The 12,727-nt window shown below is 54.6% G+C and carries 14 protein-coding genes; 9 read left to right on the forward strand and 5 right to left on the reverse strand.

The window, feature by feature from the left end; genetic code table 11:
* Positions 1 to 37 precede the first annotated feature (37 nt).
* The 9 genes from hprK (at position 38) to metK (ending at position 7,565) form a co-directional block, all read left to right on the forward strand.
* The gene (gene hprK, locus AC6F7T_RS02490) at positions 38 to 1,012 is read left to right on the forward strand and encodes an HPr(Ser) kinase/phosphatase (RefSeq protein ID WP_500716389.1); all 975 of its coding nucleotides are present in this window, start codon (positions 38 to 40) and stop codon (positions 1,010 to 1,012) included.
* The gene (gene rapZ, locus AC6F7T_RS02495; protein WP_500716390.1) at positions 1,009 to 1,869 is read left to right on the forward strand and encodes an RNase adapter RapZ; all 861 of its coding nucleotides are present in this window, start codon (positions 1,009 to 1,011) and stop codon (positions 1,867 to 1,869) included. Before hprK ends, rapZ begins: the two co-directional genes overlap by 4 nt.
* A 3-nt stretch (positions 1,870 to 1,872) precedes the next feature.
* Positions 1,873 to 2,271 carry a PTS sugar transporter subunit IIA domain-containing protein gene (locus tag AC6F7T_RS02500; RefSeq protein WP_500716391.1) on the forward strand — a complete coding sequence of 133 codons (399 nt, stop codon included), beginning with the start codon at positions 1,873 to 1,875 and terminating at the stop codon, positions 2,269 to 2,271.
* A gap of 27 nt (positions 2,272 to 2,298) precedes the next feature.
* Positions 2,299 to 2,796, forward strand: a complete 498-nt coding sequence (locus AC6F7T_RS02505; RefSeq protein WP_500716392.1) for a PTS sugar transporter subunit IIB — start codon at positions 2,299 to 2,301, stop codon at positions 2,794 to 2,796.
* Positions 2,793 to 3,488 carry a PTS sugar transporter subunit IIC gene (locus AC6F7T_RS02510; protein WP_500716393.1) on the forward strand — a complete coding sequence of 232 codons (696 nt, stop codon included), beginning with the start codon at positions 2,793 to 2,795 and terminating at the stop codon, positions 3,486 to 3,488. Before AC6F7T_RS02505 ends, AC6F7T_RS02510 begins: the two co-directional genes overlap by 4 nt.
* Entirely contained in the window at positions 3,485 to 4,258 is a 774-nt protein-coding gene (locus AC6F7T_RS02515) for a PTS system mannose/fructose/sorbose family transporter subunit IID (protein WP_500716394.1), read from the forward strand. The genes AC6F7T_RS02510 and AC6F7T_RS02515 overlap by 4 nt, the downstream gene beginning before the upstream one ends.
* A gap of 13 nt (positions 4,259 to 4,271) precedes the next feature.
* Complete coding sequence (locus AC6F7T_RS02520; protein WP_500716395.1) at positions 4,272 to 4,538, forward strand: HPr family phosphocarrier protein; 267 nt, start codon at positions 4,272 to 4,274, stop codon at positions 4,536 to 4,538.
* Positions 4,525 to 6,300 carry a phosphoenolpyruvate--protein phosphotransferase gene (ptsP, locus tag AC6F7T_RS02525; RefSeq protein ID WP_500716396.1) on the forward strand — a complete coding sequence of 592 codons (1,776 nt, stop codon included), beginning with the start codon at positions 4,525 to 4,527 and terminating at the stop codon, positions 6,298 to 6,300. Before AC6F7T_RS02520 ends, ptsP begins: the two co-directional genes overlap by 14 nt.
* A 95-nt stretch (positions 6,301 to 6,395) precedes the next feature.
* Positions 6,396 to 7,565, forward strand: a complete 1,170-nt coding sequence (metK, locus tag AC6F7T_RS02530; protein ID WP_500716397.1) for a methionine adenosyltransferase — start codon at positions 6,396 to 6,398, stop codon at positions 7,563 to 7,565.
* A 117-nt stretch (positions 7,566 to 7,682) separates the two neighbouring features.
* On the opposite strand, the gene AC6F7T_RS02535 is transcribed toward metK, so the two are convergent.
* The 5 genes from AC6F7T_RS02535 to AC6F7T_RS02555 form a co-directional block, all read right to left on the reverse strand.
* On the reverse strand, positions 7,683 to 8,465 hold the full coding sequence (locus AC6F7T_RS02535; RefSeq protein ID WP_500716398.1) for an alpha/beta hydrolase-fold protein: 783 nt from the start codon (positions 8,463 to 8,465) through the stop codon (positions 7,683 to 7,685).
* The gene (locus tag AC6F7T_RS02540; protein ID WP_500716399.1) at positions 8,462 to 9,628 is read right to left on the reverse strand and encodes an ATP-binding protein; all 1,167 of its coding nucleotides are present in this window, start codon (positions 9,626 to 9,628) and stop codon (positions 8,462 to 8,464) included. Before AC6F7T_RS02540 ends, AC6F7T_RS02535 begins: the two co-directional genes overlap by 4 nt.
* A gap of 224 nt (positions 9,629 to 9,852) precedes the next feature.
* Positions 9,853 to 10,737 carry a nitrilase-related carbon-nitrogen hydrolase gene (locus AC6F7T_RS02545; protein WP_500716400.1) on the reverse strand — a complete coding sequence of 295 codons (885 nt, stop codon included), beginning with the start codon at positions 10,735 to 10,737 and terminating at the stop codon, positions 9,853 to 9,855.
* Positions 10,725 to 11,774: an agmatine deiminase family protein gene (locus tag AC6F7T_RS02550; RefSeq protein ID WP_500716401.1), complete on the reverse strand. Its 1,050-nt coding sequence runs from the start codon at positions 11,772 to 11,774 to the stop codon at positions 10,725 to 10,727. Before AC6F7T_RS02550 ends, AC6F7T_RS02545 begins: the two co-directional genes overlap by 13 nt.
* Before the next feature lie 10 nt (positions 11,775 to 11,784).
* A complete protein-coding gene (locus AC6F7T_RS02555; protein WP_500716402.1) occupies positions 11,785 to 12,351 on the reverse strand; it encodes a manganese efflux pump in 567 nt (188 codons plus the stop codon).
* Positions 12,352 to 12,727: the final 376 nt, after the last annotated feature.

Consider the following 12,727-nt stretch of genomic DNA (forward strand, 5'->3'; position numbering starts at 1 on the left):
CAGCTGCCGCAGGGGACGCTGATCAGGTGTTGATTCCATGTCAACCTTAAGTATCAGGGAAATTCTCGAAGAGAAAGAAGCCGGACTCCAACTGGAGTTGTTAGCTGGTATGGGCGGCTTGGAAAATCTGGTCTCCCAGCCGAGGATTCAGAAGCCGGGCCTGGCCCTGGCGGGTTTCATCGACAGCTTACACCCCGACCGCATTCAGGTGTTTGGTTCCACTGAACTGAGTTTTTTGGCCAATATGGCGACTGACGAAGCGCAAAGGCGCATCCGTGAGCTGTGTCAGCGCCGCATCTGTTGCCTGATTGTTACAAAAAACCAGCCGGTCCCCGAATACCTCATCCAACAAGCTGAAATCCTTGACACCCCTTTGTTGCGCACCCGGCTGCTGAGCTCCGACTTTATTTCCCTGATCACCCGTTTTCTCGAAGAGCGCTTGCTGCCGACCTCAACCCTCCACGGTGTTCTGGTTGATGTGCTTGGTATTGGTGTGTTGATTCAGGGCAAGAGTGGCATCGGTAAAAGTGAGTGCGCCCTGGAGTTGGTGTTGCGCGGCTACCGTCTTGTCGCTGATGACATTATCCGGGTACGCTTCAAATTGCCCTCGGTCATTTTCGGCGAAGGGATGGATCTGCTTCATTACCACATGGAGATCCGCGGTCTGGGCATTCTTAACATCAAACACCTGTTCGGTGTGTCCTCAATCCGCGAGCGCAAGAAAATTGATCTGGTTGTTGAACTGGTCAAGTGGGAGGACGAAAAGGATTATGATCGCCACGGCCTCGACGAAAACACCTATCAGCTCCATGGTGTTGAGCTCCCTTTTGTGCGTATTCCGGTAGCCCCCGGGCGCAATATCGGTACCATTGTCGAGGTCGCGGCCCGTAACCAGTTGCTCAAGGAAATGGGCTATCACAGCGCCCGCGAGTTCCAGGATCTGCTTGAAAAACGCATGGCTGAGGCTGCCCATCTGCATGCTCACACCATTATCGGCGAGAACCTCGAATGAACAATCGTCTGATGATTATCACCGGTCTGTCCGGGTCCGGAAAATCCACTGCCGCGCGGGTTCTGGAAGATCAGGGTTTTTTTGTCGTCGATAACTTGCCGCTGGTGATGCTCCCTGATTTTATGCAACGCGCGCGGCAGGAGTTATGCCGCTATACCGAAGTGGCTGTGGTTATCGATGTGCGCAATCGCTCCTTTCTTACCGACCACGTCGGCACCTTCGAGCAGCTGCGAACTGCCGGTCACCAGGTCGAGATTCTTTTTTTTGAAGCAGACGATGACGAACTGTTGCAGCGCTTTTCGGAAACCCGGCGGGCGCATCCGCTGGCTCTGACCGGAACGGTGCAGGAGGGGATTGAAAAAGAGCGGCGGCAACTCAAGCCGCTACGGGATGCTGCTGCCAAGGTGATTGACAGCAGCCATCTCAATGTCCGTCAATTGCGTGATTTGGTGTTGGAACATATCGGGGCAGAGTATTCGGCACGGTTGATCGTCAACCTTGAATCCTTCGGTTATCGCTATGGGTTGCCCCCGGCCGCGGATTTGGTCTTCGATGTGCGATTTCTTCCCAACCCGCACTACCTGCCGGAATTACGACCATTAACCGGACTGGATAAAGGGGTGCGTGATTATGTCCTGATGCAGCCGGAAGCCCGCGAATTTCGTCGTCATCTTGACAATCTACTGACATTTTTGCTGCCCCACTATCGCAAGGAAGGCAAAAGCTATCTGACCATCGGCATTGGTTGCACCGGGGGGCGTCACCGCAGCGTGTCAATTGTTGAAGATCTGTATCAGTATTTTCCTGTAAGGGATGTTATTATCCAAAAGAACCATCGTGATGTCGCCAAGGGGTAACGGATGATCGGAATCGTGGTCGTCACTCATTCGCGATTGGCTGCTGAATTATGTCGGGCAGCGGAAATGATTTTGGGGCCACTCGATCTCCTGGTCGCTGTCAATATCGAACCTGAAACCTCGGTGGATGCAGCACGCAATCAGGTGTTTGAGGCTTTTCGGCGGGTGGGTGCTGATGGTGACGGGGTGCTGATTATGACCGATCTGTTTGGCGGAACGCCGACCAATATCAGCGCCGAACTCCTTGCCGAAGGTAACGTCGATATCCTTACCGGCGTTAATCTGCCGATGCTGCTCAAGGGTGCAAATCTGCGGTTGACCTGTGAGCTGGATGAGCTTGCCGCTCAACTCGCTGAATATGCGCGTACAGCCATCATTCGTCCGGTCGAGCTGTTGCGATAACCTTACTGGTTGACAAGTGGATATGTCATGAATCTGGTCCTGACACGTATCGATAACCGCCTCATCCATGGGCAGGTTCTTGAAGCCTGGGTTCCCCATGTGCAGGCCAACTGTATTGTCGTCGCCGATGATGTCCTTGCCGCCAATTCCTTGAAAAAACTGATGATGAAGGCCTCAGTGCCGAGCCGTATGCGGGTTGAAATCGGCACGATTGCTGATGTCGTTCGTCTGCTGCTCGCCAATACCCTGGAGAGTTACCGGATTCTGCTGTTGTTTGCTACCCCGGCTGATGCACTGCGTGCCTACCGTTTGGGTTTAAAATATGAGCAATTAAATCTGGGGAACCTGCACGCCGATGCCGGCAAGGCGCGCTTTAGCTGTACAGTTTTTCTTGATGTTGAAGATCTGGACGATCTGCAAACGCTCGAAGAAGCCGGCGTCAGGATCACCGCGCGCTGTATTCCTGCTGACACTGACCGACCGTGGCGGCGCCTGATTCCAGGGCCCAGGGGGGCGGACTCATGATCCTTGAGCTGTTGATCGGCGGGGTCATTGCGCTGGTCTGTGGCCTCGATCGGGTGGCGATGTTGCAGATTCTCGTGTCGCGGCCAATTGTTGCCGCTCCGGTGACGGGATTGCTGCTGGGTGAACCGTTGATCGGCCTGCAGGTAGGGGTGATGGTTGAGTTGTTGTGGCTGGCGCGTCTGCCGGTGGGTGCTGCGGTCCCCCCTGATGACACCCAGGTAGCCATCGCCGCTACTGTGTTGAGCATTACTCTGGGGCATCAACTTGAAGCCCTCTCGGTTGAACTGATGCTCTTGTCCTTGCTCGTGGCCCTGCTGGTTGGCAAGGTGGGACAGTACTTCGATCACTGTGCGCGTAATTACAACAGCATTCTTCCCGTCCAAACCGATCGGGCGCTAGAGAACGGACTCTTTGGTCGGGCGCAGTTGCTCCATCTGCGCGGCTTGCTGAGTTTTTCCGCCGCAGCGCTACTGACCTATTTCACCATTGTCACCTGTGGTCTGTTGCTGATTCCGCCGATCTGGCCCTGGCTGCAGATCTCCATGTCTTATTCAGCCGGGTTGCTGCAACTGGCACTGCCGTTAATCGGGGTTGCGGTCATTCTTGGTACAATTAATGTCAGTCGCGCCATTACCCTGTTTTGTGCCTCCTTTGGCATGGCATTTTTGCTGATGTGGCTGGTGCAACCATGAGGCTTGGTTGGCAGACACGTTTACATGTCTGGTTTCGTCTGTTGTTTCTTCAGGCAAGCTGGAGCTATCAGCGTATGCAGGGGCTTGGTTTTCTTTTCGCTCTTCTGCCGGGATTACGCAAAATCTATTCCGAAGAACAAATGCGCGAAGTATCACTGCGCCATGCCGGTTATTTCAATACCCATCCTTATCTGGCACCTTTGGTCGTCGGAGCGGTTCTGAAGCTTGAAGAAGAACGAGCTATCCACGGCGAGGATCGCAGCATCGATATCGACGATTTCAAAGAGATCGTCGCGGCACCTTATGCGGCCATTGGCGATGCCTTGTTCTGGGGTGGATTAAGGCCACTGGTTGCGGGGATAACTCTGTTCTTTGCCGTCAAGGGAATTGTCTGGGCACCACTGATATTTTTGCTGGTTTTCAATCTTTTTCCCTTCTGGTTCCGGATTGTTTTTTTCGAATACGGCTATCGCCATGGAATTAAGTCGGTGGCTTATATCCAGGAACACAACCTGCCCGATTGGGCAGTGCGAATCAAAGAGGCCGCAGTGGTTGTTTTGGGCGGACTTTGTGCCTTTATGGTTTTTTCGCACCTGCTTGACCATCAACTGCCAAGCTGGCCGGGGTTATTGGCCCTGGTTCCAATGATTCTGTTGGGTGTGGGTGCCCGGCGCGGGATGTCGACCCTGCTGCTCATCTTCATTACCTGTACCATTATTATTGTCGCCGGAATCTTTTGGATTGATGTGGCACTTTTTCTTAAATTGTAGGGACATACTGATTATGCAGACACGCAAATTCACGATTGTTAACCGCCTTGGCCTGCATGCCCGGGCAGCAGCCCTTCTGGTCAAGTCTGCTGCTCGTTTCAGCGCTGAAATCACCATCAAAAAAGAGGACATGGAGGTCAACGGCAAAAGTATTATGGGGATCCTGTTGCTGGCAGCGCCCAAAGGGAGTGATATTCATCTGATGATCGAAGGCACTGACGAAGAACTGGCCATGCAGCACCTTGCTGAATTGATTGAGGGTGGTTTTGGAGAAGAATAGGACAACACAAGACGTCTATCTGGTTGGTGTCGGCGTTTCCCCCGGAATTGCCATTGGCCAGGTCAGCTTGCTTGATCATCGCTATCCGGTTTACGAGCTTCATATCGAAGCCGAAGAGATAGATACGGAGATTAAGCGTTTTCGTCAAGCTGTGGCGGAAGCTACAACTCAGCTCCAGCGTATCAAGGAGCGGGTGTCGGAGCAGGTTCATCTGCGCGAGCATCTGTACATTCTTGATACCCACATGCTGATTCTGGAAGATGAGATGCTGGTTGGCGCAACTGAGACCGCCATCCGCACCCAACGTAATGCTGAAAGCGCCCTGCGACAGGTGTTGAAAAATCTTCGTAGCCTGTTCGATAACATTGAAGATGAATATTTACGTGAGCGGCACTCCGATGTCGATGCCGTCGGCGAGCGCTTGTTGCGGATTCTTTGTGGTGCCGACGAGCAGATGACCGGCCGCGTTGAAAATGAAGCGATTATTGTTGCCCACGATCTGTCGCCGGCAGAGACCATGCAGGTCGATCGTTCACGGGTCCTCGGATTTCTCACCGACAAAGGGGGGCGCACCTCCCATACCGCAATCCTCGCGCGCTCCTTGGATATTCCTGCAGTTGTCGGCCTGGAAACAATCACGTCCCAGGTTGAGGATCGTCAGACGATTATTATCGATGGGGAGAGCGGGGTTGTTGTCCTTAACCCTTCGCCGGCAACCATATGCAAATATCAACAGCGCAAAAAGCATTTTGAACATCTTGAACATGAACTTGAAGATTATCGTAACTTACCAGCCATCACCACTGACGGGATGCGTATTTCCCTCTGTGGTAATCTGGAAATGGAGAGTGAGTTCAAGCTGGCGCACAAACATGCCGCAGAAGGTATTGGCCTGTATCGTACCGAGTTCCTCTTTCTCGGACGTCAGCAACCGCCAAGTGAAGAAGAACAGTTTGATGCCTATTGCAGTGCGTTAGAGCGCATGGACGGCCAGTCGGTGACCATCCGTACCCTCGATATCGGTGGTGACAAGTTTGTCACCGGGCTGAATCTGGATGACGAAGCCAATCCCGCCATGGGGCTGCGTGCGGTACGTTTCTCACTGCAGGAGGAGGGTCTGTTCCGTGTACAGTTACGGGCGATTCTGCGCGCCTCAGGGCGTGGCCGGGTGCGGATCATGTTTCCGCTGATCAGTGGTGTTGCCGAGATCCGCGCCTGCAAACGGATCCTGCGGGAAGTGACCAAAGAATTGCAACGTCAGGGGTTTGCATGCAACCCGGACATCCCGGTTGGAATCATGATCGAAACGCCGGCAGCCGTCATGATAGCTCCCTTTCTGGCGCAGGAAGTCGATTTCTTCTCCATCGGCACCAATGACCTGATCCAGTATTTTCTCGCTGTTGACCGCGGCAATCAGCATGTCGCCTATCTTTATGATTCTTTCCATCCGGCGATTTTACGGGCACTGAAAATGACCTGTGATGCCGCCCATGCTGCCGGCATCAGTGTCTGTATCTGCGGCGAGATGGCCGGTGAGCCTCTGTATACCCTGGTGTTGATCGGTCTTGGCCTCGATGGTATGTCGATGAATCCATCCTGTATCCCACGCGTCAAGCGTGTCCTGCGTCATGTTTCAAGAGAACAGGGGAAGGAGCTGGTGGAGCGTTTGTTAACCCTGCCGACCAGCAAAGAGGTGTCGGTTGCTATCGATCTACACATGCGCACACTGCTGCCTGATTTATTTGCTCGCCCCTTGCTGTGATGATGAGTAAATGCGATAAATACAGTTGACTCACAATGTCTATCCCCCTATCTTGTCAAATTCAAAAAATAGTTACTTGAGGAGGAATAAAAACAATGGCCATGACCGATTTTCTGTTTACTTCAGAATCTGTAAGCGAAGGGCACCCGGATAAGGTTGCTGACCAGATTTCCGATGCCGTTCTCGATGCGATTCTTGTTCAGGATCCAAAAGCCCGGGTCGCCTGTGAAACCATGGTGACCACCGGCATGGCGATCATTGCCGGCGAAATCACCACCACTGCCTATGCCGACCTGCCGACCATCGTGCGGCAGACCATCAAGGAAATTGGCTATAACGACTCTGCTATGGGTTTTGACTATGAAACCTGCGCGGTATTGACCTCTATCGATCAGCAGTCCCCCGATATTTCCCAGGGAGTGACCGAAGGGGAGGGACTGTTCAAGGAACAGGGTGCCGGTGATCAGGGGTTGATGTTCGGTTTTGCCTGTGACGAAACCCCCGAGTTGATGCCGATGTCGATCATGTTTGCCCATCGCCTGACCAGCAAGCTGGCCGAAGCGCGCAAGAGTGGCCGCTTGCCCTTTTTGCGCCCCGACAGCAAGTCGCAGGTGTCGATTCAGTATGTTGATGATCAGCCGACGCGTATCGATACGGTGGTGCTGTCATCACAGCATATACCGGATGTGACCTATGACCACCTCAAAGAAGCCATTCTCGAAGAAGTTGTCAAACCGAACCTGCCGGTTGAGCTGATCGACAGCAAAACCCGCTACCTGATCAACCCGACCGGGCGTTTTGTCGTCGGTGGCCCCATGGGTGACTGCGGCCTGACCGGGCGCAAGATTATTGTTGATACCTACGGCGGGCAGGGCTCCCACGGTGGTGGCGCCTTCAGCGGTAAAGACCCGAGCAAGGTCGACCGCAGTGCGTCCTACATGGCGCGTTATGTGGCAAAAAATATTGTGGCTGCCGGCCTGGCGAGCAAGTGTGAAGTTCAACTGGCCTACGCCATCGGCGTCGCCGATCCGGTTTCGGTGATGATTAACACCTTCGGCACCGGCAAGATCCCCTCCAACCGCATCGCTGAAATTGTCCAGGCTGAATTCGACATGCGCCCGGCGGCGATTATCAAGCAACTCGACCTGCTGCGTCCCATCTACCGGCAGACGGCCGCTTACGGTCATTTTGGGCGGGAGCTGCCGGACTTCACCTGGGAGCGGATCGATCGGGTTGAATCGTTAAAATCTCGAGCAGGGCTTTAAAAAATTATAGCCACCAAGGCTCCAAGAACACCAAGAAGGGCAAATCCTGAGGGTTGCAACAACAAAAAACCATATCCTATTTATCTTGGTGACCTTGGTGTCTTGGTGGCTGATTGATTACTTCTTGTTCACGCCAAATAAAAATTTCAACGGCAAATGCACGCGGTCGCGCCAGGCACTCTCCGAGTGGTCGGCAGCAGGATCAAGGTAGTAGCGAAACATCTTCTCGTCATTTTCACTGAGCTGCGCAATATCTGCGGCAATCTCCTCGACCTCATCACCATAGCGTCCTTCCCGTCCTCCGATATCAAGCCAGATTTTGAGCCCGCTCAATTCTTTTCGATAGCGCTGCAGATCGGCCTTTAACGCCGCCGGATTCCACCAGCAGGAAGGGGAGAGGGCAGCAACAGCACCAAACTGGTGACTGCGGCGCAGGGCAATGTTGAGGCTGACCAGTCCCCCCATGGAAGAGCCCAGCAGGGCGTTGGCTTCAGCCTCAGGGCGGGTCAGAAACAGGCGGTCAATGTGGGGTTTGAGTTCGTCAGCGAGAAATTCTTCATAACGGCTGCCCCGGGCACTGATTTCCTGACCGGCGTGGATGCGATCCTGGTGGGCAAATTCAGCCAGGCGTTCGCTTCCGGCGTGATCGCTGGCGACAACAATCAGCGCTTCGATCTGCCCGCTGTTGACAAGTTCTGTGATGATGCGATCCAGGTGCCAGGCCTGCCCGGAAAAGGACTCATGATCGTCAAACAGATTCTGGCCATCCTGAACATAGAGGACCGGATAGCGTCGTGTCGCCGTAGCCTGGTAGCCCGCCGGCAGCAGGATACGAACCCTGCAGGAGCGTTGCAGGGCGCGCGAGGGAAACGTGTCGATGGCCAGCAGATGGGCGTTCACAGACTGTTGAGCTGGTGAATGTCGGCAACCACTGCCCGCCCTTCCTCCTTGGTTGCAGTGCGGATGATAAAGCCGTAATTGCCGATGGCGGCACTGAAGATGGAGTCAATCGGCTGGTGGTGGGCTATTGTCGCACCATGGCGGTTGAGAATCTCATCAACGCTGTAGCTGTAAGGCTTGCCATATTTGCGCCCGGCGTAAAAACAGTCGTACTTGCGTGAAATCTCAGCACTAAAAGGGCGTCCCTGGACGATATTGCAGTACTCAGTGAAAATATCGATGTCGTTGGCGTAGTTGAACATGTCAACGGTCAATCCGCCGGGGGGACGGATGTTGATCTCCAGGCCGATCAGCTGGTTTTGCGGGGTGCGGAAATATTCAATGTGGAAAAAACGCTCCCGGATAGCGAAGGCCTTCACCGTCGCCAGTCCGGCTTTGACCAGATCCCTGGGCAGGATGCGGGGGATATGGTAGTAGAGATCAACCTCATTGTTGACACTCTCCATGACGCCGCTACCGTAGATTAGTGACGATGAAAAAACCACCTGACCTTGTGCGTCAACCAGTCCATCAAAGGTTTCAATGCCACCAGTGACAAAAGGTTCCATGAAATAGTCGATAGCCGCTTTGCGCGCAAAAAACTGTTCAAGTTCATTATCGCTATTAAGACGCCAGGTGTCGGCGGCGCCAACGCCGTTGTCCGGTTTGACAATTACCGGATAACCGTGGGTGGCAATAAAGGCCCGCCCTGCCGCCAGATCATCAACAATGGTACCATCAACCACGGCCACCTGTGCTTGTTTGAAGGCCTTTTTCATCCGTGACTTGAGTTTCATGTCCATGATCTCATCACGCTTGATACCGGCGACATTGAAGTCGCTGCGCAGGGCGGCATCGAGCTCAAGCCAGTGCTCGTTGTGGGACTCAATCCGGTCGATCTTGCCGTAACGGTGGGTAAAATAGCCGCAGGCCCGGATCACCTCGGCATAGTCGCTCAGGTTTTCAACCCGGTAGTATTCGCTTAACGCCTGCTGCAGTTCACGCGGGAGCTGGTCATAGGGTTCCTCGGCAATGCCCAGGACGCGGATGCCGGCCGCCGCCAGGCGAGTCCAGAAGCTAACGAAGTTGGGTGGAAAATGGGGGGAAATACAGACAAAATTCATTGTAGGCTCCAATGCTGGGGCGGCTGGTTGTTGCTCGTGTTTAAGCTTATCATCGGCTTTTTGGTCCACGGAAAACACGGAAAGACACGGAAAATTAAATCATTACAGCAAAACAGCCAATCACCAAAGAGCTTACGCAATGACGTAGCGTATCTTTTTTGATTTTGTTCGTGTATTCCATATGTTCCGTGGATAACTGCTTTTTCCAGGTTAAAAGATATCTGTTAACGGATGAATCTTTTAGTTAAATCAGCATAGGCGTCAATCCGCCGGTCGCGCAAGAATGGCCAGCTGCGCCGCACCTGTTCGGTGCGCTGCAGATCAAGGGTGACGCACACCACCTCGTCGTTGGCGTCTGACGCCTGGGCGCGGATTTCCCCCTGGCAACCGGCGACGAAACTGCTTCCCCAGAACCGGGCGCCGGCGGTCACCTGCGACGGATCAGCTTCAAAACCGCTGCGGTTAACTGCTATCACCGGCAGGCCATTGGCAATGGCGTGGCTGCGCTGGATGGTGATCCAGGCATCGCGCTGACGTTGTTGTTCTGCAGGGCTATCGTTCGGGTCAAAACCGATGGCAGTGGGGTAGAGCAGCAGATCAGCGCCGGCCAGGGCCATCAGGCGCGCCGCTTCCGGGTACCACTGATCCCAGCACACCAGCACGCCGAGGGTGCCGACGGAGGTGACAATCGGGGTAAAGCCGAGATCGCCGGGGGTGAAATAGAACTTTTCGTAATAGCCGGGGTCATCAGGGATGTGCATTTTGCGGTAGCACCCGGCAATGCTGCCATCCTTTTCCAGCACGATGGCGGTATTGTGGTAGAGCCCCGCGGTGCGTTTTTCAAACAGGGAGAGGACGATAACGAGGCCCAGTTCCCGCGCCAGTTCCCCGAAGGTTTCGGTGGCTGGTCCGGGGATGGATTCACCCAGATCAAAGTTATTGCTGTCCTCGGTTTGACAAAAATAAGGGGCGCAATGCAGCTCCTGCAATACCACCAGCTCTGCTCCCTGGGCAGCGGCCTGTCTGATCCCGTCAAGGCTGCGGGCAATGTTGTCGTTACGCTCCGGGGTGCAGTGGTGCTGCACCAGCCCAACGGTTATTGTTGCCATGTCAATACTCCAGAAGGTAGCTGCATGGTAACGCAATGCAGAGAACCATGCTGTTTGATGAGGGGCAGGCAGTCGATGCCGATGACCTCGCGATCGGGGAAACAGGTACCGATCGTCGCCAGGGCGACACTGTCAGCAGCATCCTGGTAACAAGGCACCAGTACCGCATCATTAATGATCAGAAAGTTGGCGTAGGTCGCCGGCAGGCGTTTCTCCCCGTCGTATTGTGCTTGTGGCCAGGGCAAGGGGATCAGCCTGAAGGGAGTGCCGGCTTTCGTGGTAAAACTGCGCAACTGTTCTTCCATGCGCTGCAACTCGGCATAATGCTCATCCTGCGGATCATCACAGCGCACATAGAGGATCGTGTCGTTGGGACCCAGGCGGGCGAGGGTGTCAATGTGGGCATCAGTATCATCACCGGCGAGCCAGCCGTAATCAAGCCACAAGATGTGTTGACTGCCGAACAGGGAGCGCAGTTCTGTTTCCAGCTGATGGTTGTTCAGATGCGGATTGCGGTTCGGATTCAACAGGCAGTTGGACGTGGTCAGCAAGGTGCCGTTGCCGTCTGATTCGATACTTCCCCCTTCGAGAATCAACCCGACCGTTTCCAACGCGACACTGGAGAAGAGCGGAGTCGTTGCCAGGTGGCGGGTGACCTGATTATCCTGGTCGGCGGCAAACTTCAACCCCCAGCCGTTAAAACCGAAATCGAGCAGACGTGGTTGGCCGTCGGCAATGATGGTGATCGGTCCGAAATCGCGGATCCAGGTATCGTTGGTAGCGATATTCAGCAGATGAACCCGGTTGCTGATGATGGCGGCGCGGTCCAGCTGCTCATCGACAACAAGCGGCTCAGGGGTGACAATGATTACCCGCTCAAAGCGGCTGATCTGCCGGGCCAGTTCGAGGTAGACAGGTAATACCTCATCCAGCATATCAGCCCAATCGCTGTTCTGATGCGGCCAGGCCAGCAGTACCCCATCCTGGGGATCCCATTCTGCCGGCAGATGGCGTGATGCTGTTATGTTTGTTTGCATGGAAGAAAGCTCACTTAAACAAGGTATTCTCGAGCAGAATTTTCAAGCCAATGGCAATCAGCAGCAGCCCGCCGGCACATTCCACCTTGCTGCTCCACAAAGTCCCCAGTCGCTGGCCAAGGAGCATGCCACCAAGGGTGAAAATCGAAGCGGTCACACCGATGACCAATGCCGGCAGCCAGATCGATACCCCCAGCAGCGCCAGACTGAAACCCACCGCCAGAGCATCAATGCTGGTCGCAATCGACAGCATCACCAGCGACATGCCGCGGGTCGGATCCTTGCGTTCACTCTTCTCTTCACCGTGGGTCAGGGCATCGTAGAGCATCTTGACCCCGATCAGCGATAATAGCACAAAAGCCAGCCAGTGACTGATGGCCTCCATATAATGGCGCAACCCCACCCCCGCCATCCACCCCAGCACCGGCATCATCCCCTGAAACAGGCCAAAATGAAAACCGAAGCGGAACAGGTGCCGGTAAGTCACCGTCGCCAGGGTTAGTCCCGCCGCCAGCGCCACGGCAAAGGCATCCATCGCCAGGGCGATAGCAATACCGATCAGGGTCAGAGTGTCCATTGGTGCAACGATCCTTGGCAGTAAAAATTTGGTGGCTTTATAGCATGTTTTAAGGTGAGGCAGAATACTTAAGAGAAGAATTTAGCTGCCACTCCCGGGGACTGGCTCCGCCAGGTGCCTGTCCCCCTGTTTGCTGCCCTGACGACACTACCCCGTCAGGCTCCGCCTGCCACCCCTCCATAGAGGGGAATAAAGGCCTCCCTCAAAATTCCCCTCCTTTGGAGGGGTGCCCCGGCAGGGGTGGGGTGGTCGCACCAGGGACTGGCTCCGTGAGGTGCCTGTCCCCCTGTTTGCTGCCCTGACGACACCACCCCGTCAGGCTCCGCCTGCCACCCCTCCATAGAGGGGAATAAAGGCCTCCCTCAAAATTCCCCTC

Source organism: Pelovirga sp. (genome assembly GCF_059864205.1).

Excerpts from the sequence above, each read along its gene's own strand:
- hprK (WP_500716389.1), top strand. The coding sequence starts at position 38 with ATGTCAACCTTAAGTATCAGGGAAATTCTCGAAGAGAAAGAAGCCGGA.
- rapZ (WP_500716390.1), top strand. The coding sequence starts at position 1,009 with ATGAACAATCGTCTGATGATTATCACCGGTCTGTCCGGGTCCGGAAAA.
- AC6F7T_RS02500 (WP_500716391.1), top strand. The coding sequence starts at position 1,873 with ATGATCGGAATCGTGGTCGTCACTCATTCGCGATTGGCTGCTGAATTA.
- AC6F7T_RS02505 (WP_500716392.1), top strand. The coding sequence starts at position 2,299 with ATGAATCTGGTCCTGACACGTATCGATAACCGCCTCATCCATGGGCAG.
- AC6F7T_RS02510 (WP_500716393.1), top strand. The coding sequence starts at position 2,793 with ATGATCCTTGAGCTGTTGATCGGCGGGGTCATTGCGCTGGTCTGTGGC.
- AC6F7T_RS02515 (WP_500716394.1), top strand. The coding sequence starts at position 3,485 with ATGAGGCTTGGTTGGCAGACACGTTTACATGTCTGGTTTCGTCTGTTG.
- AC6F7T_RS02520 (WP_500716395.1), top strand. The coding sequence starts at position 4,272 with ATGCAGACACGCAAATTCACGATTGTTAACCGCCTTGGCCTGCATGCC.
- metK (WP_500716397.1), top strand. The coding sequence starts at position 6,396 with ATGGCCATGACCGATTTTCTGTTTACTTCAGAATCTGTAAGCGAAGGG.
- AC6F7T_RS02540 (WP_500716399.1), bottom strand. The coding sequence starts at position 9,628 with ATGAATTTTGTCTGTATTTCCCCCCATTTTCCACCCAACTTCGTTAGC.
- AC6F7T_RS02545 (WP_500716400.1), bottom strand. The coding sequence starts at position 10,737 with ATGGCAACAATAACCGTTGGGCTGGTGCAGCACCACTGCACCCCGGAG.
- AC6F7T_RS02550 (WP_500716401.1), bottom strand. The coding sequence starts at position 11,774 with ATGCAAACAAACATAACAGCATCACGCCATCTGCCGGCAGAATGGGAT.
- AC6F7T_RS02555 (WP_500716402.1), bottom strand. The coding sequence starts at position 12,351 with ATGGACACTCTGACCCTGATCGGTATTGCTATCGCCCTGGCGATGGAT.